This is a genomic window from Silvanigrella paludirubra (genome assembly GCF_009208775.1).
GTDB lineage: Bacteria > Bdellovibrionota_B > Oligoflexia > Silvanigrellales > Silvanigrellaceae > Silvanigrella > Silvanigrella paludirubra.
On sequence record NZ_WFLM01000001.1, the window covers coordinates 748,843 to 770,974 of the forward strand.

Annotated in this window: 16 protein-coding genes; 4 read left to right on the forward strand and 12 right to left on the reverse strand. The window is 29.2% G+C overall.

Annotated features, from left to right (window positions below; all coding sequences use genetic code 11):
* Window positions 1-227: 227 nt before the first annotated feature.
* Window positions 228-2,147 (forward strand): MutS-related protein, encoded by a 1,920-nt coding sequence (locus GCL60_RS03395; protein ID WP_153418459.1) that lies wholly within the window; start codon window positions 228-230, stop codon window positions 2,145-2,147.
* On the opposite strand, the gene GCL60_RS03400 is transcribed toward GCL60_RS03395, so the two are convergent.
* From GCL60_RS03400 to mutM, 6 genes are all read right to left on the reverse strand, one after another.
* The gene (locus GCL60_RS03400; RefSeq protein ID WP_153418460.1) at window positions 2,144-3,139 is read right to left on the reverse strand and encodes a leucine-rich repeat domain-containing protein; all 996 of its coding nucleotides are present in this window, start codon (window positions 3,137-3,139) and stop codon (window positions 2,144-2,146) included. The two genes, GCL60_RS03395 and GCL60_RS03400, sit on opposite strands and share 4 nt — an antisense overlap.
* A gap of 160 nt (window positions 3,140-3,299) precedes the next feature.
* A complete protein-coding gene (locus GCL60_RS03405; RefSeq protein ID WP_153418461.1) occupies window positions 3,300-4,298 on the reverse strand; it encodes a tyrosine-type recombinase/integrase in 999 nt (332 codons plus the stop codon).
* A 41-nt stretch (window positions 4,299-4,339) separates the two neighbouring features.
* Window positions 4,340-5,698, reverse strand: coding sequence for a diaminopimelate decarboxylase (gene lysA / locus GCL60_RS03410; protein WP_153418462.1), 1,359 nt, complete (start codon window positions 5,696-5,698; stop codon window positions 4,340-4,342).
* Between the two features lie 577 nt (window positions 5,699-6,275).
* Window positions 6,276-8,375 carry a SpoIIE family protein phosphatase gene (locus GCL60_RS03415; protein ID WP_153418463.1) on the reverse strand — a complete coding sequence of 700 codons (2,100 nt, stop codon included), beginning with the start codon at window positions 8,373-8,375 and terminating at the stop codon, window positions 6,276-6,278.
* 114 nt (window positions 8,376-8,489) lie between these two features.
* Window positions 8,490-10,004, reverse strand: coding sequence for a hypothetical protein (locus GCL60_RS03420; RefSeq protein ID WP_153418464.1), 1,515 nt, complete (start codon window positions 10,002-10,004; stop codon window positions 8,490-8,492).
* 9 nt (window positions 10,005-10,013) lie between these two features.
* Complete coding sequence (gene mutM, locus GCL60_RS03425) at window positions 10,014-10,832, reverse strand: bifunctional DNA-formamidopyrimidine glycosylase/DNA-(apurinic or apyrimidinic site) lyase (protein ID WP_153418465.1); 819 nt, start codon at window positions 10,830-10,832, stop codon at window positions 10,014-10,016.
* 121 nt (window positions 10,833-10,953) lie between these two features.
* On the opposite strand from mutM, the gene GCL60_RS03430 reads away from it, so the two are divergent.
* A complete protein-coding gene (locus GCL60_RS03430) occupies window positions 10,954-11,373 on the forward strand; it encodes a hypothetical protein (protein WP_153418466.1) in 420 nt (139 codons plus the stop codon).
* A 5-nt stretch (window positions 11,374-11,378) separates the two neighbouring features.
* Here the strand turns inward: GCL60_RS03430 and GCL60_RS03435 are convergent, their stop codons facing one another.
* From GCL60_RS03435 to GCL60_RS03445, 3 genes are read right to left on the reverse strand one after another with little or no spacing between them, the layout of a single operon-like run.
* On the reverse strand, window positions 11,379-12,194 hold the full coding sequence (locus GCL60_RS03435; RefSeq protein WP_153418467.1) for an SDR family NAD(P)-dependent oxidoreductase: 816 nt from the start codon (window positions 12,192-12,194) through the stop codon (window positions 11,379-11,381).
* Window positions 12,172-12,684 carry an SCP2 sterol-binding domain-containing protein gene (locus GCL60_RS03440; RefSeq protein WP_153418468.1) on the reverse strand — a complete coding sequence of 171 codons (513 nt, stop codon included), beginning with the start codon at window positions 12,682-12,684 and terminating at the stop codon, window positions 12,172-12,174. Before GCL60_RS03440 ends, GCL60_RS03435 begins: the two co-directional genes overlap by 23 nt.
* Before the next feature lie 27 nt (window positions 12,685-12,711).
* On the reverse strand, window positions 12,712-13,389 hold the full coding sequence (locus tag GCL60_RS03445) for a hypothetical protein (RefSeq protein ID WP_153418469.1): 678 nt from the start codon (window positions 13,387-13,389) through the stop codon (window positions 12,712-12,714).
* A gap of 90 nt (window positions 13,390-13,479) precedes the next feature.
* Between GCL60_RS03445 and GCL60_RS03450 the strand changes: the two genes are divergently transcribed.
* Window positions 13,480-14,673: a pyridoxal phosphate-dependent aminotransferase gene (locus GCL60_RS03450; RefSeq protein ID WP_153418470.1), complete on the forward strand. Its 1,194-nt coding sequence runs from the start codon at window positions 13,480-13,482 to the stop codon at window positions 14,671-14,673.
* Here GCL60_RS03450 and GCL60_RS03455 read toward each other — a convergent pair.
* Window positions 14,666-15,910 carry a cysteine desulfurase family protein gene (locus GCL60_RS03455; RefSeq protein WP_153418471.1) on the reverse strand — a complete coding sequence of 415 codons (1,245 nt, stop codon included), beginning with the start codon at window positions 15,908-15,910 and terminating at the stop codon, window positions 14,666-14,668. The genes GCL60_RS03450 and GCL60_RS03455 overlap by 8 nt on opposite strands.
* A complete protein-coding gene (lon, locus tag GCL60_RS03460) occupies window positions 15,907-18,558 on the reverse strand; it encodes an endopeptidase La (protein ID WP_153418472.1) in 2,652 nt (883 codons plus the stop codon). The genes GCL60_RS03455 and lon overlap by 4 nt, the downstream gene beginning before the upstream one ends.
* A 245-nt stretch (window positions 18,559-18,803) precedes the next feature.
* Between lon and rpmB the strand changes: the two genes are divergently transcribed.
* On the forward strand, window positions 18,804-19,034 hold the full coding sequence (gene rpmB, locus GCL60_RS03465; RefSeq protein WP_153418473.1) for a 50S ribosomal protein L28: 231 nt from the start codon (window positions 18,804-18,806) through the stop codon (window positions 19,032-19,034).
* Window positions 19,035-19,090: 56 nt separating this feature from the next.
* Here rpmB and GCL60_RS03470 read toward each other — a convergent pair whose 3' ends face one another.
* Window positions 19,091-22,078 (reverse strand): M66 family metalloprotease, encoded by a 2,988-nt coding sequence (locus GCL60_RS03470; protein ID WP_153418474.1) that lies wholly within the window; start codon window positions 22,076-22,078, stop codon window positions 19,091-19,093.
* Window positions 22,079-22,132: the final 54 nt, after the last annotated feature.

The following is a 22,132-nucleotide window of genomic DNA, read 5'->3' on the forward strand; positions in this document are numbered from 1 at the left end:
CATATTTTATATGAAGCAAAAGCTATGCCATAGACAACTAACTGATATTGTAGATAACGAAACAAATGTTACCTTTTTAGGCGATAAAAAAGTAAACATATCTTCAAATATTGTCTAAATTTTAAACAAATGTTACATAAAACGGTCGTCTTGTCATAATTAGAATAATTATGATAGGTTTTTTCAAAGTGTAGAACACGCTATTTACTATTATGTGAGAAGCTATAATGGAAGATCATTCAAAATTAATTGACCCAAAAAATAGTGAACAAAAAAAAATGAAATTTGAAAGTGCAAGAAGAAAATCTGAAAATTATGATAAAAAATTAAAAAGATTAGATAATACGTTTGCTTTATTTAGGCTCATTAGTATTATAACTTTTTTAGCGGTTATTGTAAGTTTATTTAAAAATCAATCCACTTCTACCAATTTTTTATTTATTGTTTTATTTTTAATCTATTGTTTATTAACTTCATGGATTCATAATGTGATACAAGTGAATCAAAAAAAATGGAAAGCCTTAAGTTTAAGTTATCAATTATCTATCCTAAGAATGGATAGAAACTTTGAAAAATTAGAAAACGAAATTGCTCCATGGCATAAAGAATGTATAAGTGTTCCAAAAGGACATATTTATTCATCAGATTTAGACATTCACTCTCAATTATTCTTATTATTTAATACATGTTCAACAAAAAATGGTTCAAGTAAATTATTTAAACTTTTTATGGAAGCAGGAATTAATCCCTGTGATAACAAATCTTCAAAAGAAAGATCATTAAAATCTAAATTATTAAGTAAACAAAGTATTTTATTAAGACGTTTTGAATCTTTAAGACTAGACGAGAATTTTTTACAAAAATTCTATAAGGAAAATGAAAAAAATAAAGAAAAGAATAACAGTAAAAATGAAAACGAAATAATTCAAAATCAGAATATTTCTGAAAATAAATATCAATTTCATATGCGCAATATTTATTCTTTTATTAATTTTTTAGCATGGGTTTTTATTTTACTTCCAACTCTAATTAATTTTATTCAAAATCCAAATGTAGAACTCCTAATACAGCCTTTGTTTTTATATTCTATGTTTCTTCTATTTGGAGTTTTTATATTTACTCCTGTTACAGAAAAAGCTGAAAAAATTTCTCAATCTTCAAAAAAAATTGAGCAAGTAATTAAAGCTCTTTCAAAAAGTCAAAAATCAGTTCAATCCCTAAATTTATCTTTTTTAGAACCAACTTCTATTAAAGAAATAGATTCTTTAAATTTTTTAATAAATTTAATTTCATTAAGGGGTAATTTTATATTTTGGATAACTTTACACATTTTTTTTCCTTTTGATGCAATCATTTGTTTTGTGATCCAATTAAAATTAAAATCAATCGAAAAGAAACTTCCAATTTGGGAAGAAGAACTTTATGAATTTGATCTATTAAGCAGTTTTGCAAGATTTCATTTAGAAAATTCTGTAAGCCATTTTTTGACAGAAGAAGAAAGAAACTTAGCAAGCCCTGATTACATAGAGTTTGTAAATATGGGTCATCCATTAATTCCTGAATATAATAGAATTTCAAATACTCTTAAATTAAATAAAACGTCACCTGTTATATTATTAACTGGAAGTAATATGGCTGGAAAAAGTACTTTTTTAAGAACTTTTGGAATAAATGTTTTATTGGCAAATATGGGAGCACCCGTTTGTGCTTCTCGATTTATCGTAAAACCAAGCAGATTACTGTGTGCAATAAGAATTGATGATTCTTTATCAGATGGTACGAGTTACTTTTATGCCGAAGTAAAAAGACTTAAATTTATTTTAAATTCTCTAAATAATAAAAACAATATTGAACCCAGTATTTTTTTAATTGATGAAATATTTAGAGGAACAAATAATAAAGAAAGATATATTGGAAGTTTAAATATAATTCATTCTTTATTCAATAAAAATTCATTTGGAATTATTTCGACTCATGATTTAGCTTTAGCCGATATAAATCAATCTGATACCAGATTACGAAACATGCATTTTAGAGAACACATTGAAAATAATAAATTGATTTTTGATTATTTAATTAAAGAAGGGCCATGTCCCACAACAAACGCATTATTTATAATGAAACAAGAAGGACTTCCTATCCCTTAAATTGGAGAAGAAAGATTCACTTTTATCGCTTTTTTAGATGGGTCTGATTTACAGAGTTTTTCAACCCAACTAATCTGTTTAAGACCAGACTTATTATCTGAATAATCCTTACAAACATTTTTTAAAAATGGATTTCCATTAGCAAGTATTAATGTGTTTGGACTAAATTGAAATAAAGGTTTCGGATTATCTATATTATTATTTTTAATTGATAAAACTTTAATTTTTTCTAAATTAGATAAATAATCTACATTATCTATTTGATTTGTACTTAAAAATAGCCATTGTAGTTCTTTAAAATTACTTATAACTTGTATATCTGAGATATGATTGTTTGAAAGACTTAAAACAATTAAACTCTTTAAAGAAGAAAGAGGTTTCAAATTTGACAATTCATTATTATCAAGCCACAAAGCTCTTAAGCTAACTAAACAACCAAGCGGTGAAAGATCACTTAACTCTTGGCCTGCTAAATTTAACATTCTCGCATTAAATAAACTTTCTTTTATTGAATCATCTTTGCAATCTTTTGCTTGAATCATATTCATAACAGCTTCAACTGTTTTTTTAATTCCAATTCCAGATTGTTCTTTTGAAGCACACCAAGATTTAAATGTTTTATTTATTCCAAAATGGTATATTAAAGAATTTTTTGTTGTTGAATTTGATAATTTTAGTTTACATTCGGTATATGTTTTAAGATTATTTTTAGGATCTTTAAATAGAAGATTTTGATTAGAAATAGAAAATATCGATTTACATACTTCAGGACCATCAACTATTTCAAATTGATTTAAATTTTCCTCTAATTTTATTTTATAAGGAAGAGACAATAAAAAATTATTTTTTTCTAAATACATATGATTTTCTGAAAAAAATATTTTATAAGTATTTTCAGTTGAATAGGCTTTTAAAACCGATAAATTAACTAGAAAAAAAATATAGAAAATAAGCTTAGAACTATTATTTTTTATTTTTATTAGATAATTCATAGCAATTCCTTAATATTTAACACCCTACATAAAAATGTATATGTGAGGATAAATAAACTTTCAATTCAAGCGTTTTATGTCTTTAAAATTGACAACAAACATCTTGTTAAGGTTATGCTAAATACACGAATAGCTAAAAATTTTTATCAAAAATCAATAATTATTCCAAAAATCCTATTTTTTGTGTTGCAGACTCTGCTAATTCACTAGATTTCTTCAAATATATTGAAGTTGTAGAAATTAATTTATGGTTTAAAAGTCCTTGAATTTGAACAATAGGCACACCTTGATTATGTAAAAGTGTAGCCAAAGTCGCTCTAAAACTATGTGGGCTTACATCTTTGAAGACTCGAGACTCTTTCACAGAAATTTTTACCATATCAAAAACGGAAGAACGACTCAGTTTTGTTAAATTTTTAGACATTTGTGAACGAATAAAAAAGTAGTCATCTCCCTCTGCATCGGCTCTAAATTCATTTTTGTAATCCATTAGAACGAGAGCTGTATTAGGATGAATTATTGGCGAATGTGTTACATTTCCTTTTGTTACCATATGCAAACGCCAGTTTGCTCCTACCTTTTCTAAGCTATTTATTTTTAATTCACATAATTCTTCTGCTCTTAATCCTACTGTAAAAAGTGTATACATTACAGTATATCTTAAACGCCAAACATTATAAGTTCTGCTTTTTTTACATTTAGAAATTTGAAATTGTTTTTTTGAAAATTCTAAAAGTTTTAATACTTCTTCTTGATTTAAAGTATTCGTTTTACCTTTTTTATCAATCTTTGGTTTTTTAATTAATTCAAGAATATTATATTCTAATAGTCCCCTTTTTCTGGCGTATGTTAAAAATGAAGATAATGATGAAAGCTTTCTAGCGACAGAAGATATTGAAAAATTATTTAAACTTTCTTTCCATAGGATAACTAATCTTTCAGTTATTTGTTTTAAAGAAGTGATTTTAATTTTTAATGTCTTAAATGTAAATAAAAAAAATTCCTCTAAATCTCTCGTATATGATTGTTGAGTATTTTCACTTTTAAAAGAATGAATAAACCAATTAAAAATATCTATAATTTCTTTTCCAATATATTCTTCTTTAGTTAAAATAATATTTTTATTGGATATAGCTCGATTAAAATTCTCGTTTTGCATCCTTGCAACTTTCTTTAAAAGAATATTTTATTTAAAATAAATTAACCCTGAATTACATGTAAAATTTTTCCGTCTTTAACAAAGACTTCACTTGTTAAGGATCGTAAATTATACGTACTTGCCATTGAGCGACAATAGGCTCCTGCCTCAAAAAAAGCTATAATATCGCCTTTTTGAACTTCAGGCAGAAGAGTATTTTTAGATAAGAAATCTCCACTCTCGCAAACGGGCCCAACAATATTCCAATTTAAAAAATTATTTTTTAATTTTTCACGTAAATTAACATCCTGTTTGAAATTTACGATTTCAGCATGATGAATGGCTCCATATAAACTCGGCCTTGGAAAATCATTCATAGCACCATCAACATAACAAAATAAATTTTTGTCTGAATTTCGTTTTTCGTATAAAACTTGAGTTATAAAAACAGTAGAACTTGCTACAATACTTCTACCTGGTTCAACACAAACAAATAAATTATTAAAATCTTTGCCCCACTCTTTGATAAGATCTTTATAATTACTTGCTGCATTTTTAAATGTGTTACATAAAAAATCGATATGTGATTTAATGTCAATTCCATTTTCAGGAACACCTTCAACAGGCACACCTAACCCACCACCAAAATCAATATGTTTAACTATAATGTTATTTTTTAACATAAAATCAGCACAATCAAGAATTTTATTTGCAATTAAAGGAAATATAGAATTTTCCATTAATTGTGATCCGACGTGTACATGAATTCCTTTTAAAGGACGAATCCATTTTTTATAGTCTTCTATATCTTGAAATTGAGACTTCATTTGATTTAACCATATTTCAAAATGCTCAAATAATATACCAAACTTTGAATTTAATGCTCCTGTTTTTAAATGTGGGTGTGTTTCTACTTCTACTGATGGATTTAATCTTAAAGAAATGACCAAACTTTTTATTTCATCACTTTTGTTTTTATAAATAAAAAATAAAATATCATTTAATTCTGATAAATGCTCAACACTTAAATAACCTAGTCCTCCTTTTATTGCTTCTTTCCATTCCTCCTCTTTTTTGCCAACACCAGCAAAACAAATTTTCTCTGGTTTAATTCCAGCCTTTAAAGCCGCGCGCCATTCACCAATAGAAACGATATCGATACCACCTCCTGAATTTTTAATTTCCTCTAATATAGGAAAAGAAAAATTTGCTTTCATGGCATAGAAAACTTCAAAATTAGTAAAGTGTTTTTGAAGCGCTGACTTATAGTAATTTAATCTTTGAGAAATTGAATTTAGGCTTGTTACATAAATTGGAGACACCTTCAGATCTAAAATATCTGATAAAGGAACAGAATCGATGTAAAGGCCCTCCCCTTTAATTCGTTGTTCAAGAGGTTTTAAAGTAATAAATAGTCGCATTTTAATACCTTATAATAATAAAATTCTTTAAACCCAAAACAATGGGCTCCTTCAATCCTTTTGTATCAGTTCATGTAAGGTGAAGTCCAGCTTAATGTTACGATTCTGTAATTGATAAATACTAGCAATTTTTTTGCAATAGTTTTTAATTAAAAAATCAATTTTGTAAAATAAAGTTAATGCATAAAAAAATGAGCTTCTTTTTCTATGGTAGGAAAAAATGACAAATGTTGGTAAGCAAAATGCAGACAATGCTAGGTAGGCTTTTTATTGATAAGAGAAGCTCATTAACATGATATTAATATGACTTAGCAAATATTACGACTCAATATTCAATGATATTGTCTAAAAAAAAGACATTTTATAAAACAATAAATATATCAAATTATAAAATAAAGATATTTATGAAACAAAAGACATTTTATTATAAATGAATATGTTATTATAAATTTTATAAATTAAGAATTTTGTGTTTTGTCTTAAAAAAAGACATTTATTATTTTTTTTGATATTAAGTAAACATGATTTATTCCATTAAATAATGCTTAAAATAAGTATTTTTATAATTACAAATAAATCATGCTGCATCTGATTTATTGATGTTAGGATTGATGTTTTTATTTTCTTTTTCATTTAAAAATCTTATTGCCAATAATGCAATATCATCTTTTTGAGGAACACCTGAAAAAAATGTGTATGCATCATTTGTAATATTTTTAATAAATTCTTCAGGCTCTTGAGCCCCATGGCTTTCCATAGATTTTTTGAAGTTTTTTAATCCATATTCTTTTGATTTAGGAGACTCTCCTTCTACAATCCCATCAGTATAAAATATTATTTTTTGGCCAGGTATAAATTCAAATTCTTTTGTCTCGTATAAAGCGCCTTTAGCAAATCCTAAACGAGAACCTGTTGCTGGATAAATATATTTAACTTCATTTTTACCTTGTACAGTAGTGATTAATGCAGGAGGCGTATGACCAGCAGAAGAAGCAAATATTTTTTGATTTTTAAAATCTATTAGGGCAGCTACCATTGTCATTAAATAAGTTTGCTTACCAGTATCAACAATACATTCATTTATAAATTGTAAAACTTGGGATGGAAAATCTTTAGAAATGTCTGCTTTACCTAATTTGATAAATTGTAAAAGCATATCAGCTGACCCACGAGTTACAGCTGTAATTAAGGCAGCAGGAGTCCCATGACCTGTAACATCACCAAAAAGCACTAAAATTTTTCCATCTTCAACTTCATAAACTCCAAACCAATCACCACCACATTGGCTAGCAGTTTTAAAAAAAGTCGAAGAATCATAAAAACGAGATTCAGGAAATGATTTTGATATAATGGAATCCTGAACAGCACTCGCTAATTCGATATCTCGCTCTAAGTTTGCTCTATTTTTCTCACGTAAAACATACCAATCATTTTCTATGGCAGTTATTAATGAGGTTGTTAAACTATTTATAATTCCTCTTGACTCGTCACTATTATCTACTGAGCCTTTTGTAAAATAGAGTTCTACAACTCCAATTTTCTTATTTTTTGAATTTAATAAAGGAACAGCAAGAATACTGAAGTTTATATAGTCATCTGAAAAACTAAATTTACTATCTTCATTTATAAAATGTTTATCATTTTGTAATTTATTAGAGATATCATTTTTACTTTCGATCTTTTTTTGATCAGAAACACGAACTACCGCTTTTGTTTCATCAGAAGCTTCATTATCTTCATTTAGCCATACCTCTACTTTTAATACTCTAATTAAATCTTTTAAATATTTTTCATAAATTTGAATGGACTCACTAATATTCATGCACTTTACAATTGCCTGAGAAGCTTCTGATAGACCTCGAATCATATTTAAACTATGCTCAATTTTATCAACCATGAAATTAAAGTTTGTTGTCAATTTATCAATTTCATCTTCACCAGAGCCTATTTGAAATCTTGATCTCGATTGTAATCGGGTAAATCGACCATCGGCAATATCAAGACTAGCTTGCATTAATTTTCTAATTGGATTTATAACTTGCTTTTCTAGGAATGAGTAGGTTAAAGCCAAAATTGCTAAACTAAGACCAAGAGTAAATAAAATAAAACTCACTTTTTGTTCAAATAAACGTTTTGCAATATATTCAGTTGAAAAATTTAAGACAACATAACCAAGAAATTTAGGATCAGAAATTTCTGTTTCTTTCCACCATAATGATCCAATTAAACGATGTTTATCATCTGTTAGATTTATCATTGGTGATACCATTTTAGATGGTACTAAATCAAATTTTGTTTTTTTCAAAATTAATTCTTTTGCTGATAAATCTTTTTCTTTATGTCTGTCTTCATATTCAGCGAGTTCTTTTTTATTGTCTTTATTTAAATTATATTGAAAACCAGAAAAAAAGTTTCCTTCAGCATCATAAATTTGAATATTTATTACTGTTTCTGCTTCAAATAAAGGTTTCATTCCCCTTGCTGCAATATCTTTATCTAGTTCCCAGAGTGATTTTGATAAAAAACCTAAAGAATTTGAAAGTAACAGCACATGATTTGCTTCGGCATCTGCATTAAAAGATTTTTCTGCACGCCTTACCTGGTAAAAGCTATAAATAGACATTACACCTAAGGTAACTATAAGAAGAAGTATGATGATTTTAGGAGCAAGCTTCATAAAATCTCCCAAAATTGGAGCTTATTAAAAAAACTTAAATGAATAATAAAATATAAATCTTAAATTTTATCGGATTACGTTTTTTCATCTTAAGAGATTTATTAAAATGAGGGGTCAGAAAAAATGAGGGGTACAGAATAATATAGTTGTATATGTTTCGCTTTTTAATTCAAAATCAGTTTTTGCTGGTATAAAAATACAAGATCCTTGTTTGACTTCGAGTTTATTTGTTTTATTTGAACTAATATATAATTTTCCTGTAACATTAAATAATATTCTATAATTATCAATTGCGCTAAATTGAATTACTTTATCCGCTTTTATTTTAAGTCTAGAAGAATAAAATTCTTTAAAGGAACAAACATTCTCTTCACAATAGGAATCGTTATTTGTAATGACTTCGAGTTCAGTTTGAGTTGGCGGGGTTATTGTCATGATATCTAAAGCTTTTTCAGTGTCCCAATGACTTTGTGTTAAAACCTTTTGAGCAAAACTTAATATGAACCGTTCATAAGTAGGTGTTTGAAACTCTATAACTTTAACTCCATGCTGTAAGGCATGAGGAATTAATGTTGGCACTCGTATGACATCCCCAATATTTAAATTTAAATAACCCGCATAAGAATCCATTATTTCTCGTTTTTGCTTTTCTTCTTCAATTAAATGATTGGGGACTCTCAATAGCCATTCTCTTATTTTATCTGCAGATATAGGCTCATTTAATGGAATATTTGAATCTTTTCTAAAGCCATCTAAAATAACATCGATTTTTTTTCTAATTTCTTCATACTGTTTTATTATTTTCAGTAATTCTGATTTAAACAATTTTGTGTCAAAATTTAGCTCTTTTAATTTATCAAAATTAGAACCAAATTTTATTTTTCCTTCAGAGGAAGAAATTTCAGTAACTACATAGACCTCATTTTTTTCTGTATGAAGTTCATAATAAAGATCTCCAAATACGGGGACCGGCAAAGGATCTAAAATTTTTACTAAAGTTAAATTTTTATCTGAAAATTTTTCTCCTAAAAGTCTTTTTGGCAAAGCCGAAATTAGCCACGGAAAAGGAATTGAAACATTTGTATTTAATAATGGACTTATTTTTGAAACGCCTCTTTTTTCAACTCCCGTAAACCAAATTTCTTGTCCCCAAGGTTTAGGTATATAAACAGGTTCAAAAATACAAATTTCCTTAGGGTTTATGCTAACTTTGTTTGTTTGATTTTTTGATAAATTAATTTTTTCATTTTTAAATAAATTTATATCAAAATTAACGGTTATGGGTATCTTTTTTAAGTCTTCATTCTCAAATTCTACAGGAGCAAAATTCTTAAAGTTATCTTTATAATGTGAATCATTTTCAGAAAATACAGAAAATAATTCTATGACACTTTCTCGGTTATGGTTATCTATATAAATATGGTACTGAGAAACTAATTTTTGAGATTTATGATTCCAAAATTCATTTAAATTATAACAAATTGTTATAATTAATTCTGATAAACTAGGGTATTTTAATGTTATTTGTGTTAATAAAATATCTAAAATGGATTCGGGTGCTTCTACATTATTTATAAAAAAAGAAGCTTTCTCATTATTTTTTTCATTTAAATTTGGTTTTATAGACATATAAACCTTTCATTCTTTTTGACAAAACGGACAAAGCCATGAGCTTCTGCCTTTTTGAACAATACGTTGAATAACGCCTTTACAACCTTTTTTTAAGCAATTTTCACCTGTTCTGCCATAGACTTGATGTAAATCTTGAAAACTTCCTTTTGTTCCATTTAAAGATAAGTAAGTTGCTACACTTGATCCCCCTAGTTCTATAGCTTTCAATAAAATTTTAGGGATTTCATTAGATAGTTGTTTCCATTCTTTTATTGTAACGTTTGAGCATAATTTTAGAGGTGATATTTTAGCTAAATATAATGCTTCAAGTGCATATATATTTCCAATTCCACCAATTAATTTTTGGTCCATTAAAAGATCTTTAACAGAACAGTTTTTAGATGAAACTTGTTCCGTTAAAAATAAATCTTCTAAATCCTTTTGAATTAAAGGATCACAAATTAAAGTCACAGGATCATTTGCTTTCTTTACTTTCCAAAAACCAAATCGTCGTGGATCAACATAAGCGAATGCTTCTCCATTTTCAAAAAATAAAGAAACATGTTGATGTTTTTCTTTTACTTTGGACGAATGTATTGGTTTAAAAGAGCCACTCATACCAAGGCTTACGTTTACAGAACCTTGAGAAGTTTCTAAAACAAGTTGTTTCCCTTCTCGATAACAACCAACAAATTTATTTCCTAATGCAAATATTTCTGACAATTCTTTTTTTTCAAAAGGGTAACGCAAATTTTCACGATGGAATTTAATTTCTTTTATTTTAAGTCCTGCATAATTTTTATTTAAAGCGTTTGCAAAATTTTGTACTTCGGGAAGTTCAGGCATATTAACTCCAAATCAATATATTAAGGTAGAAATTTCACACTTAAAAAATTGGCATATCCCAAATTTATTTATAAAAATGGGTACAATATCTTAAATACTGTATTAAAACAAAGGAAAATATATGAGTCAAATTTTTAGAATAGCAACTTCTCAAGCAATTCGTGAAATTATTGAAGAAAGTGCGGTAGAAGGTCGATTCGGGTTATTATTAACGGACGATGGCATTGAAAAGATAGCGGAAAGAGTTGTTGATTTATTTGAAATGACCTTACAGTTAAGAGCAAAGACACAAGAAATGTTTTCTTCAGGATTGGCGGCCACACCTCAAAATAAAGCAAATAGCAGATCTTCAAGGTCAAATTTTGAAAATGAAGAAAAAGCACCTTTCCCAAGGTCAAAAAATGCGGCTGAAATTTATGATTTTGGAAATAGAACAAAAAGTGAATTGGAAATGATACCTGTAGCACCCATTCATGATGTTAAATTGCCTAGAACTCGATTTGGGCTCAGCCTCGAAGAAAAAGAAAGAATTAGAAAATAATTTTTTTATACTCTTTTTTCTTGCAACCAACGAGTAATACTTGTTGCAAAATATCTTGGCACAAACTTAACAGAACAAGCCCCTATTTTATTTACAACACCTGGAATAATGAGTCTTTGAGAATCGATCAATGCTTTATACCCAGCTAATGCCACAGATTGGGAGTCGGCTGCTATTTTGGAGTTGAATATTTTAGAAGAGGCATCTATTTTTGCTGCGGATTGAAAACCTGTCATTGTAGGTCCTGGGCAAAGAACAGTCACATTTACCCCAGAACCTGATAGTTCATTATCTAAAGCTTCACTAAATGATAATACAAATGCTTTTGTTGCGTAATATACTGTCATTAAAGGGCCTGGTTGAAACGCAGCCGTTGATGCCACATTCAATATTTTTCCAAATTTCTTTTGTAGCATTGGTTTTAAATAAATATGAGTTAGTTCTGTTAAAGAAGTAATATTTACTTGAATCATATTCGTCTGTGTATTTAAGTCAATTTCATGGAAAAATCCCATAGCTCCAAATCCAGCATTATTTATTAAAAAATCAATATGCATATCAAGTGACTGAGTTTTTCTAAATAATTCTTTTGCAGCACCTGGTTGCGAAAGATCACATGAAATAGGCTTACAATTTATATTATACTTTTGAATAAGTTCATTAGTTAAATGCTCTAATTTATCACCGCTTCTTGCCACTAAAACTAAATTATAGCCATCCTTAGCAAATAGATGAGCAAAATCTAAGCCAATTCCACTAGACGCTCCCGTAATTAAAACAGTTTGATTTTTTTTAGAATTAGGATTTGAATCTTTGATCATTTTTTGGTTTTACTCCACTACGTTTTAAAAGCGAGACCATTTTTAAAAATGCAGATAAATCACCTGTAATTGTTACCTTACCTGTAACAAAAGCAATATGGGCTTTTAAAGTGCCCATGAGCAATTTATATAAAGTTGAGGAATCTGTTAAGATCATAGAACGTGATGAACCTTCAATTACATTTACAATTTGACTTTCTGAAACAGGCCATGGACAACCAGAATCTACTTTAAATTCAAAAAAAGATTTTTCTATATAAGATTTTATAAGGCATACAGACCACGAACCAATTTCATCTACCATAACAATAAATCTGGGATTCCCATCAATCATAAATAAATAATCACCTTTTAAAGAAGATCTATCAATGGGTGGTAAATTTCTAAGCGCTGTACAAACTAATAATCGAAAAGAATCTGCAATTGACCATAATTTTTTTTCTTCATCTAGTTCAACGTAATTAGTATCATTTTCTTGAATTAATTCCAAAATTTTACCTTTCAAATAAATAAAGAATTAAGGTTCCCAAGAAAATTTTACTTGAGCTTCTCCTGAGTTCATAGAAAGAACAATAGTTCTATCTTGCGGATTGGGCAAACTTGAAGACACTTCTTTCTTATCAAATAAATCTTTTGCTTCATTTCCTGATAATATATCTACTGGCAATTTAAAAACAATAACATAATATCGACTCCAGCTAGAACTCAAAGGAAAAAAAGGACTTAAAAGTTCTTTTTTGCGATACCTATCTACAGACTGAGGTCGTATCATAACTCCATTAATAATAAGATGAATTTTCCAAAGAGATTCATCGGTCAGATCTAAGTGAGCTTCCGATTTTGTAAAGAGATCTACAACAATACTAATCGTATCTTTAGTTAATATAATTTTATCATCAAATTTTGCTTGATTCCCATGAATATCAATGAATCTATTTCTATAAGATTCATCCATTTCAGGAGAAATTAATACTGCTGATGTTTTTATAATTAAATCTAAATCTCGATAAGTACTTGCACTTTTACGCCATTTATCTAATACAGGTTGATATTTAGGATCATCTATTGCAGATGATGTAACTTGTATTTTGGAATTTGTACTCACACAAGCTGTACAAAATAACAAAAAAACGATATATGCAGGAACTTTAAGAAGGGAAATTAGACTATCAACAATAAAACCGTTTAATTTCACAATTACGCACCCTTGTTCTAAATAATAAAAAAACACACTTTGATAATGCGACTAGGTTTACATCCTAGTCAAGATTCAGGAGAAATAAAGATGAAAGCCTTAAGAACTTTTTTTATGGAAGATTGGCTCGAATCCTTTAGATTTAAAGCAAAGTATAATTTGGGAGAATCTGGCGGACGTCCCAGGAAGGTCAAAGATCTCATTCATTTTTCAGAATTGCAGTACAATGATGCTTTTTATGAATTTATGGAAATGAAACTATGCGATAGTCCAAACCGTGGTCGGGAAGATTTAAGAAAAATCATTGCCCAATTTCATCCTGGCGCAGAAATAGATAATGTTCTTATAACTACAGGTACAAGTGAAGCATTATTTTTATTATTTAGACATTTAAATCCTAAAAAAATTGCATTAGCAATGCCGGCATTTCAATTATTATATGAATTACCTTTATCATTAAATTCTGAAATTATTTCGTTACCTATTCGATATAACGAAATAGGAAAACCATTTATTGATGAAGAAGAATGGTTAGATATTATCAACACTCAAAAGCCCGATTGTTTACTTATTAATAATCCACATAATCCCTCTGGAATAATTTTAAAAAAAGAGTTTTTAAACAATTTGTCAGATACTGCGAATAAAATTGGATGTAATATAATAGGTGATGAACATTATCGATTTTTATCCTCACAAAATGAAATATTAGGAGATACTATATATAAAAGAGATGAAAATACTTTTGTAACAGGATCTTTTATCAAATGTTTTGGAGTACCTGGATTAAGAATAGGTTGGTGTGTTGGTCCCAAAAAAGCACTTGATGCTCTTCAAAATGAGAAAAATTATACCACGCATACGGTGAATCCAATCACAGAATGGCTTTCGTATGAAGTTTTAAAAAATACAAATTCAAATTTATTTAAAATGATAAAAAAAGAGTGGCTAGAAAATAAATATATTTTAAATGAATTTATTTCCCAATCCAAAACCATTTATGGAGTTTCTCCTGAGGGTGGTCTTGTTACCTCTCTTGGATTTAAAAACGCAAATTCAATAGATGAAACAAATAAATTAACAGAAATTCTTTTAAAAAAAGGTATTTTTACTCTACCACTTTCCTCTATGGAGTTTGGTTCCTTAGATTTTCAAAATTTAAATACATATAAAAATAACCCCTTATCAAATATTAATAAAGGGTATGGTTTTCGTTTAGGACTCGGTATTGAGACTCATTTATTTTCACAAGCATTAAGAGAAATAGAAGAGGCACTTACCTAGCTAAGTATTTTTTTAGTAAGTTTAAAGTCATTTCAATTTCTTCCTCTGTTGTATTTGTAGATAAGGAAAGTCGAATTGCATTTTTTGCTAATTCTGGAGTTTTTCCCAAAGCTAAAATAACTTTTGAAGGTAAGTTTGCGCCACTGCTACAAGCAGAGCCAGAGCTTGCACAAACTCCTTGCATATCTAATTCAACCAACAAATCTTCCCCTTTGAAACCTTTTCCAACAACAGAAAAATTTACTGTATTTGGAATTACATTTTCAAAAGGAGAATTCATTTCAATATGAGGTAATTTTTGAATTCCTTCAAACAATTTTCGACGAAGGTTATCCATATTTTTTCGTTTTATATTTGCTTCAGGTGTATATAAATCACGAGCAATTAAACCTAAACTCACAATCCCTGGTAAATTTTCTGTTCCTGCTCGCCTGTTTTTTTCTTGAGCACCACCTAAAATAAAAGGTTTAAATTTACGGCCTCTTCTTAAAAATAGAACTCCAATACCTTGAAGCGCTCCTAATTTATGGGCAGAAATAGCGCAGGAGTCTGTACCTGGTGATATCCATTCATTAGAATTTAATTTTCCAAAGGCTTGAACGCCATCCACATGAAAATGTATTTTTTGTAAAGTTTCTTTTGAAATATCAGGATTTAAATATTTTAAAGAAAGTTCATCAAATTCTTCTTTATCATTTGGATTTACCAATATTCCCCAACGTTTATAGTGAAGATAATCCCCTATTTTTTTTACGGGCTGTATTGTTCCAATTTCATTATTAGCTGCCATTAAAGTTACTAATGTTGTTTCAGAAGTTAAATTTTTAATAAAATCTTCTAAGGAAACATAACCTGCGTTTTCTAATGGCAAAAGTGTAAGTTTAAGACCCTCAGTATTTTTTAAATTTTCTAAAGGCTCTCGTATAGCAGGATGTTCAGACGAAGAAGTAATGACATGCTGATTTTTTAAGGGAACATCATTTTGTTTAAGAACGCCAACTGTCCCAAGATTATCGGCTTCCGATCCTCCCGAAACAAAAATAATTTCGGCAATATCAACCCCAAGGGCATTTGCAACAAATCTTCTCGCTTCTGTCAGAGCAACAGAAGCTTCACGACCTTGGGCATGCGGACTGGAAGGATTTCCAAGACAAACAGTTAACTTATTAAACAACTCCGACAAATGTTCTTTATTTGGAGGACTTGTTGCGTTGTGATCTAAATAAATCGTTTTCACTTATGAGAAGACCTCACATTTAATGATCTTCCTGCTTTTTTTGTATGCGTTACTTTAACATTTGCATTTTTTAATTGCACTTTTTTATTTTTCTTAAATGCAATAGATAATACTTCATCTAAATTAGACACAGGAACTACTTTCATTTCTTTTAGAACTTCTTCAGGAATTTCTTCAAGATCATGTTCATTTTCTGAAGGAATTAAAACTTGTTTAATTCCATATCTATGTGCAGCTAATAATTTTTCTTTAATACCACCCACAGGAAGAACATCTCCTCTCAAGGAAATTTCTCCTGTCATAGCAAGATCAGAGGCTATTGGCTTGCCTGTAAATTGACTGACAATCCCAAGAAACGTAGCTACCCCTGCACTTGGTCCGTCTTTTTTAACGGCACCCTCAGGAAAGTGAACATGTAGATCTTTTTTAATGACATCTTTTGATTGAATACCGCATTGACGAGCATTGGAACGGATATAAGCAAAAGCGGTTTGTACGGACTCTTTCATCACATCGCCAAGCTGTCCTGTTAAACCAAACTTCCCTGTTCCAGGAGCACTGGAAGCCGTTTCAATATAAAGAACATCACCCCCATTTGGTGTCCAAGCAAGTCCTGTTGCAACCCCTATTGGCAAAGATTCGGGTCTCTTTTTATCGCTAAAAGGAGAAACACCAATTAATTTGCGTAAAGTTTCAACATTAATTTCTTTTAAAAGAGGTTGTGCTTTTTCGTTTTGGGAATCTTCAGATGCCTTATGAGTCATTCCCGCATCGACACATTCTCTGGCAATTCCACGAATCACTCCAGATAACTCTCTTTTTAACTGACGGACTCCCGCTTCTCTTGTATAAAGCTGAATTAAGCTTCTCATTGTTTCTTTAGACATTTTTAAATTAACAAGATCGGTCATACCATGATCATCAATAACTTGAGGTAACAAATGATCAAAGGCAATGTGTTCTTTTTCTTCTAATGTATAGCTACTTAAATCTACAATTTCCATACGATCTCTTAAAGGAGCAGGAATGGAAGATAAGTTATTTGCCGTAGCAATAAAAAATACTTTACTTAAATCAAGGGGCACATTTAAATAATGATCCATAAATACATTATTTTGTTCTGGATCTAAAACCTCAAGTAAGGCACTTGAAGGATCACCACGGCCATCCGAAGCAAGTTTATCAATTTCATCAAATAAAATAACCGGATTCATTGTACCCGCTTTTTTAAACGCATCGGCAATTTTTCCAGGCATACTTCCAATATAAGTTCTACGATGCCCACGTATTTCCGCTTCATCACGTACACCACCCAAAGCAATGCGAGTAAATTTTCTACCTAATGCTTTTGCAATGGATTTACCTAAACTTGTTTTGCCAACGCCTGGAGGGCCAACAAAGAGCAAAATAGGTCCCTTTAATGAGTTTTTAAGCGCACAAACAGCAAGAAATTCCAAAATACGTTTTTTTACTTTGGCAAGACCGTAGTGATCTTTATCTAAGATTTTTTGAGCTTCTTTTAAGTTGATTTCACTCTCAGAAAAGGTTCCCCAAGGAATGTCTAAAAGCCAAGTTATATAAGTATGACTTACCATATATTCAGGCGAACCAGGTTGCATCATACCCATTCTTTCCACTTCTCTTAAGGCAACCTCTTTGGTTTCCTCACTCATTTTACTATTTTGAATTTTTTCATTTAAATCAACAGGATCACTAGAAGAAGAGCTAGAACTGCGCCCATCCAATTCACCAAGTTCTTTTTGAAGAAGCTTCAACTGTTCTCTTAAGAAATACTTACGTTGTTGTTTCCCCATTTCCGATTTCACATCGGAATTTATTTTTTGTGAAATTTCAAGAACTTCTATTTCTCTTACAAGAAGAGAATGGATAACTTTTAATCTCTCTTCAACATCTTCTGTTTCAAGGAGGTTTTGTTTCCCTTTAAAATCTATACTCAAATATGGAATGATTAAATTTGCTAAGTAATCAGGTTCCTGAACATTTTCTATAAACAGATTTGCTTCATTCGGAATATTTGGAGATAGACTAATTGCCTTTTGAACAAGTTGTTTCATTGCCTTCCCAAGAGCAATAACCTCTATACTTTCAGAACCCTCTTCTGAAGGTTTAGCAGAATCAAGATATTCAATTTCTGCAGAAAGATGATCGATCTCCGAATTCACATAATTTAAAACACGAAATCGCCTTACTCCCTGAACGACAGCTCCATAAGAATTGTCTGGAAATTTCATTATTTTTAAAACCTTAGCCTCTGTACCTACTTCAAATAAATCATTTGGAGTTGCAGACTCTACTTCAGAGCTTTTTTGAGCTAAAATTCCAATTTTACCACCAATTCGAATGGCTCTATCAACAGATTCGTTCGTCCATTCTTTTCCTGCCGTAAAAGGCAGAACATTGTGTGGAAAAAGAACAATGTTTTTTACAGGCACAATTTTAAGGATACGAACGTTTTCTTTGTCATCCCCATTTTTTTCATCAATTTCTTTGGGTTTTTTGGCTAAAACACGTATTTTTTTATTCACAACAACAGGAAGTTGGGCAGAATCCTCAACAAGAGAGTCACTTTGTTCTTCAACCTTCACTTTACTAATTTTAGATAACTTATTATTTTTTTTGTCTTCCATGATACCCTCTTCATGCCCTCGACAGTTGTGGCCAAAGGAATTTATATTCGTTCCTTGCGAATATGGCTCGCATTATGAATATGTCAATATCTTAAAAGAATCTTGTTAATCCAAAGTTAAAACCTTGCATCTATGAAGAAATCCTGATAAAGGCTTTAAGCTTACGGCTGGATTTGGGTTCTATTTATACCAAAATGTCTGCTGTTTATTTTTTCTGAAATATAAAAGTTCTTGGAGGTTTCTTTATGTCACGTGTATGTGAACTTTCTGGTAAAAGCGGTCTTGTTGGAAACCGTGTATCCCATGCTAAAAATAGAACTAAGGTTCGCCTTCTTCCTAATCTTCAATCCAAAAGCATTTATGCTCCAGGACTTGGAAAATTTGTTAAAGTTCGTTTAAGCACAAGCGCTCTTCGTACTGTAAATAAAATTGGTATTGAAGCTTATTGCGCTAAAAAAGGAATTATCATCGGATAATCCCCTTTTATAATGATTTTAAAGTCCTTCTCATTTAATTGGAGAAGGACTTTTTTTTATTTCGAATTTGTAATAAATTGAACAGATAAATAGAACCATTTTATATTAGAATTTTTTTCTTGTTTAACTTCAATGACAGCTATGTCTTTATTTATTTCATTACATTTTTTTAAATCTTTACCATAAACAAAACCTCCATAAGATTCAGCAATAGAAAGAATTCCACAACTTGGTTTTTCTTTAATTTTAAAAGAAATGTTTGAATCTGAATCTAATACTCCCTTTTGATATAAATTGATTTCAGGGTTATTACCAATATATAAATAGCCTGATATGGTTTCTGAATTGCTTTTAAAAGTAACATCGATCTTGTTTATTTTTTTGCTTTGAGAAGAAGTTGAATTTTCAGAAATTTTATTTTTATTTAGATTTTCTATATTTTGATTAATTACCGTATCCCATAGTTGGTTTGATCCTCCGTGATAGCGGTATAATACAACTTCATTATTTCCTGCATTGTCTAAGACATAATTTTTATTAGAAAGCGCTACAATACTTTTATTATCTAAATACTTCCATTTAGCAGAATCTTTACAATTTATAAAAGTTAATTTTTCTAAATTTTTATAATTTGAAACGTGTACACACATATTATTTGATTTATTTTTAATTTCTCCTGAGACACTAAAATTCCAAAATTGAGTTATATCATTTTGATTACAGTAATCATATCCTAATTTATTGTTCAAAATTGATAAACAAAAATTACTATTTTTATTTTTGATTTGATAAAATAAAACATCTTCTTGTTTATTTTTTTCACTCGTATTTCTTTTTTTTCTTTTTTTAACTTCATTTTCTAAATAATATTCAGAATATTGATTTAAATTAATGAAATTATTATGTTGATAGTTTTGAAATTCACCTTTAGCTAATATCTCCCAATTTTCAAAATTATTTGAAGCAAATATCATATAATTCTTAAAGTTATTATAGCCTTTATCTTGGTATACAATTAATCGATATTTTTTTAAATCATAATAATCACCTAAATCTATTATAATTTCATGCGGAAAAGGAATAGGGTTTCCATTATTCCAGCCATTTGAATATTCAGTATGCCAAAATGTGTTAGGGTTTTCATCTATAGCATTTTTTGCATGAAATTTTCCTATATTTTCTTCACTTGTTACATACTTAATAGACCAATTTTTCTTTAATATTTTATTATTATTTTCATCAGCTAAATAGATTTCTGAAATACTAGAATGATCTGCATTATAATAATGACTATCTAATAATTTCAATTTAAGAAACCGCAGTAATTTATTATTTTGCGATTCATGAATATCTGATATTATAACAGGACTGGGTAATTTATTTATTGGCGATTTTATATCAATTTGAGAAAGTTCTTTATTTTCTCCATTTATATTACAAAATATTTTTGCACTATAATAATCTATATTTTCATATAAAAAATTTATATGAAACATATTCATTTTTTCTTTATTAAATCTATAACTTTCTAGCTTAACATCTTCTGTTCCATTACTAGAATGAACAGATAACCAGCATTTTGTATTCTTGTCATTGTCAAACGAATAAACGTATCCAAGATTTCCATATAATGCCGGATATATATGACTTGGCATTTGCCCTATAGGATCATAAAATCCAACCAATGTCATAATAGGAACATCAAAATACTTAGGCACAGGATAATTTGTTTTCCAATGAATAATCATTTGTTTAAAGTATTCATTCCAAACCATATATCCTGTTGGACTTTCTTTTGAAATAACAGAATATTTAGCTAAATCTTTTTGAACAACTTCTGAAGTATAATTAGTGAATTGAGTATATTTTGATACATTTCCATTTTCTTCCGCACTAGCCATTGGGTGGGTATTAAAATCATAAAGATTTTTCCAAGTTACTTTATTTTGTTTGTCAGACCTTTTTTTCCATAACAAGGAACCAAGCATTACATTTCGATTGGCATCATAACCCCAACCTGTGTATTCATTCTGAGAGTTATTTTCTTCACCACCATGATAATGATCTACTAAAAAAGAGTGACCTAATTCATGACTAAATTCATTCCCTTTTGTTGAATCCAATGTTGCCAGTCCATTCCCACCACTTAATCCATGTTTTATATTTTTTCCATTTTTATAGCTACCGGTGCCTCGATGGATTTGAATTTGTTTAAAATTAAAGTGACTTTGTTCAATTGTATTTGAACTAAAAATACCATAATTAGCTCGATTTATACCAGCACCAAATAATCCTTTTAAAATATTTTCACGCATATCGCCTGTATGCCATCCCCCTTCTGAATCACTCAAATTATCGGGAGTATATATTCTACCATCTGGCATCACTATTTTATCTTTTATTTCTAAAGGTAAAAAAGTTCCCAATTTTAATTTTGCTACTGGTATAGTTTGAAAATAATCATTTGCTTCATTTAAAGGATCTAACTCAAGCTCTTCAGGATCTCTTAATTTACTTAACATACCCAAGCGAAAATTTGTCAAAAATAATTCTGAAGCTGCACCAAAATTAAATTGATCTTGCTCTAAAATACCTACGTTTCCATTTTGATCGATAAATTTTAAAGACAATCCCTGCTTCATCCATGAAGCAGGTAATTGAATACTCCATGCTTTTGTCGAATATTTAACTCTTGGAAGATTATTTTCCATTGAATTATCTTGATCGGTTGCTGGAAAAAAAGAGGGGGAATTCATCATTAATTTACCAATTTCTTTTCCATTATAAATACCAGTAACTTGAATTTCTTCAATTTTATTTGAATATTTTGGAGTGAATAAAAGAAGAGCCCGACGGTTTGTTACCAATTGTAATGAATCATTAGGCATAATAGATCTTGATTGCACAAATTCTATCATCCCTTCTAAATCTTTTTTTAGGTGATTTATAAAAGGATAATCATCCCTAAATCCAATTATTTTTGCTTGAATTTGTTCATTAAAAGATGAAAATAAAATCAAATATATTATAAAATACTTATTCATAATCTTGTTCCAAATCGAAAACACACAAAAGGAAAGACGAAAATATTTTAAAAA

Bases quoted from the DNA above. Each gene is read 5' to 3' on its own strand.
- GCL60_RS03395 (WP_153418459.1), top strand. From the start codon at position 228: ATGGAAGATCATTCAAAATTAATTGACCCAAAAAATAGTGAACAAAAA.
- GCL60_RS03400 (WP_153418460.1), bottom strand. From the start codon at position 3,139: ATGAATTATCTAATAAAAATAAAAAATAATAGTTCTAAGCTTATTTTC.
- GCL60_RS03405 (WP_153418461.1), bottom strand. From the start codon at position 4,298: ATGCAAAACGAGAATTTTAATCGAGCTATATCCAATAAAAATATTATT.
- lysA (WP_153418462.1), bottom strand. From the start codon at position 5,698: ATGCGACTATTTATTACTTTAAAACCTCTTGAACAACGAATTAAAGGG.
- GCL60_RS03415 (WP_153418463.1), bottom strand. From the start codon at position 8,375: ATGAAGCTTGCTCCTAAAATCATCATACTTCTTCTTATAGTTACCTTA.
- GCL60_RS03420 (WP_153418464.1), bottom strand. From the start codon at position 10,004: ATGTCTATAAAACCAAATTTAAATGAAAAAAATAATGAGAAAGCTTCT.
- mutM (WP_153418465.1), bottom strand. From the start codon at position 10,832: ATGCCTGAACTTCCCGAAGTACAAAATTTTGCAAACGCTTTAAATAAA.
- GCL60_RS03430 (WP_153418466.1), top strand. From the start codon at position 10,954: ATGAGTCAAATTTTTAGAATAGCAACTTCTCAAGCAATTCGTGAAATT.
- GCL60_RS03435 (WP_153418467.1), bottom strand. From the start codon at position 12,194: ATGATCAAAGATTCAAATCCTAATTCTAAAAAAAATCAAACTGTTTTA.
- GCL60_RS03450 (WP_153418470.1), top strand. From the start codon at position 13,480: ATGAAAGCCTTAAGAACTTTTTTTATGGAAGATTGGCTCGAATCCTTT.
- lon (WP_153418472.1), bottom strand. From the start codon at position 18,558: ATGGAAGACAAAAAAAATAATAAGTTATCTAAAATTAGTAAAGTGAAG.
- rpmB (WP_153418473.1), top strand. From the start codon at position 18,804: ATGTCACGTGTATGTGAACTTTCTGGTAAAAGCGGTCTTGTTGGAAAC.
- GCL60_RS03470 (WP_153418474.1), bottom strand. From the start codon at position 22,078: ATGAATAAGTATTTTATAATATATTTGATTTTATTTTCATCTTTTAAT.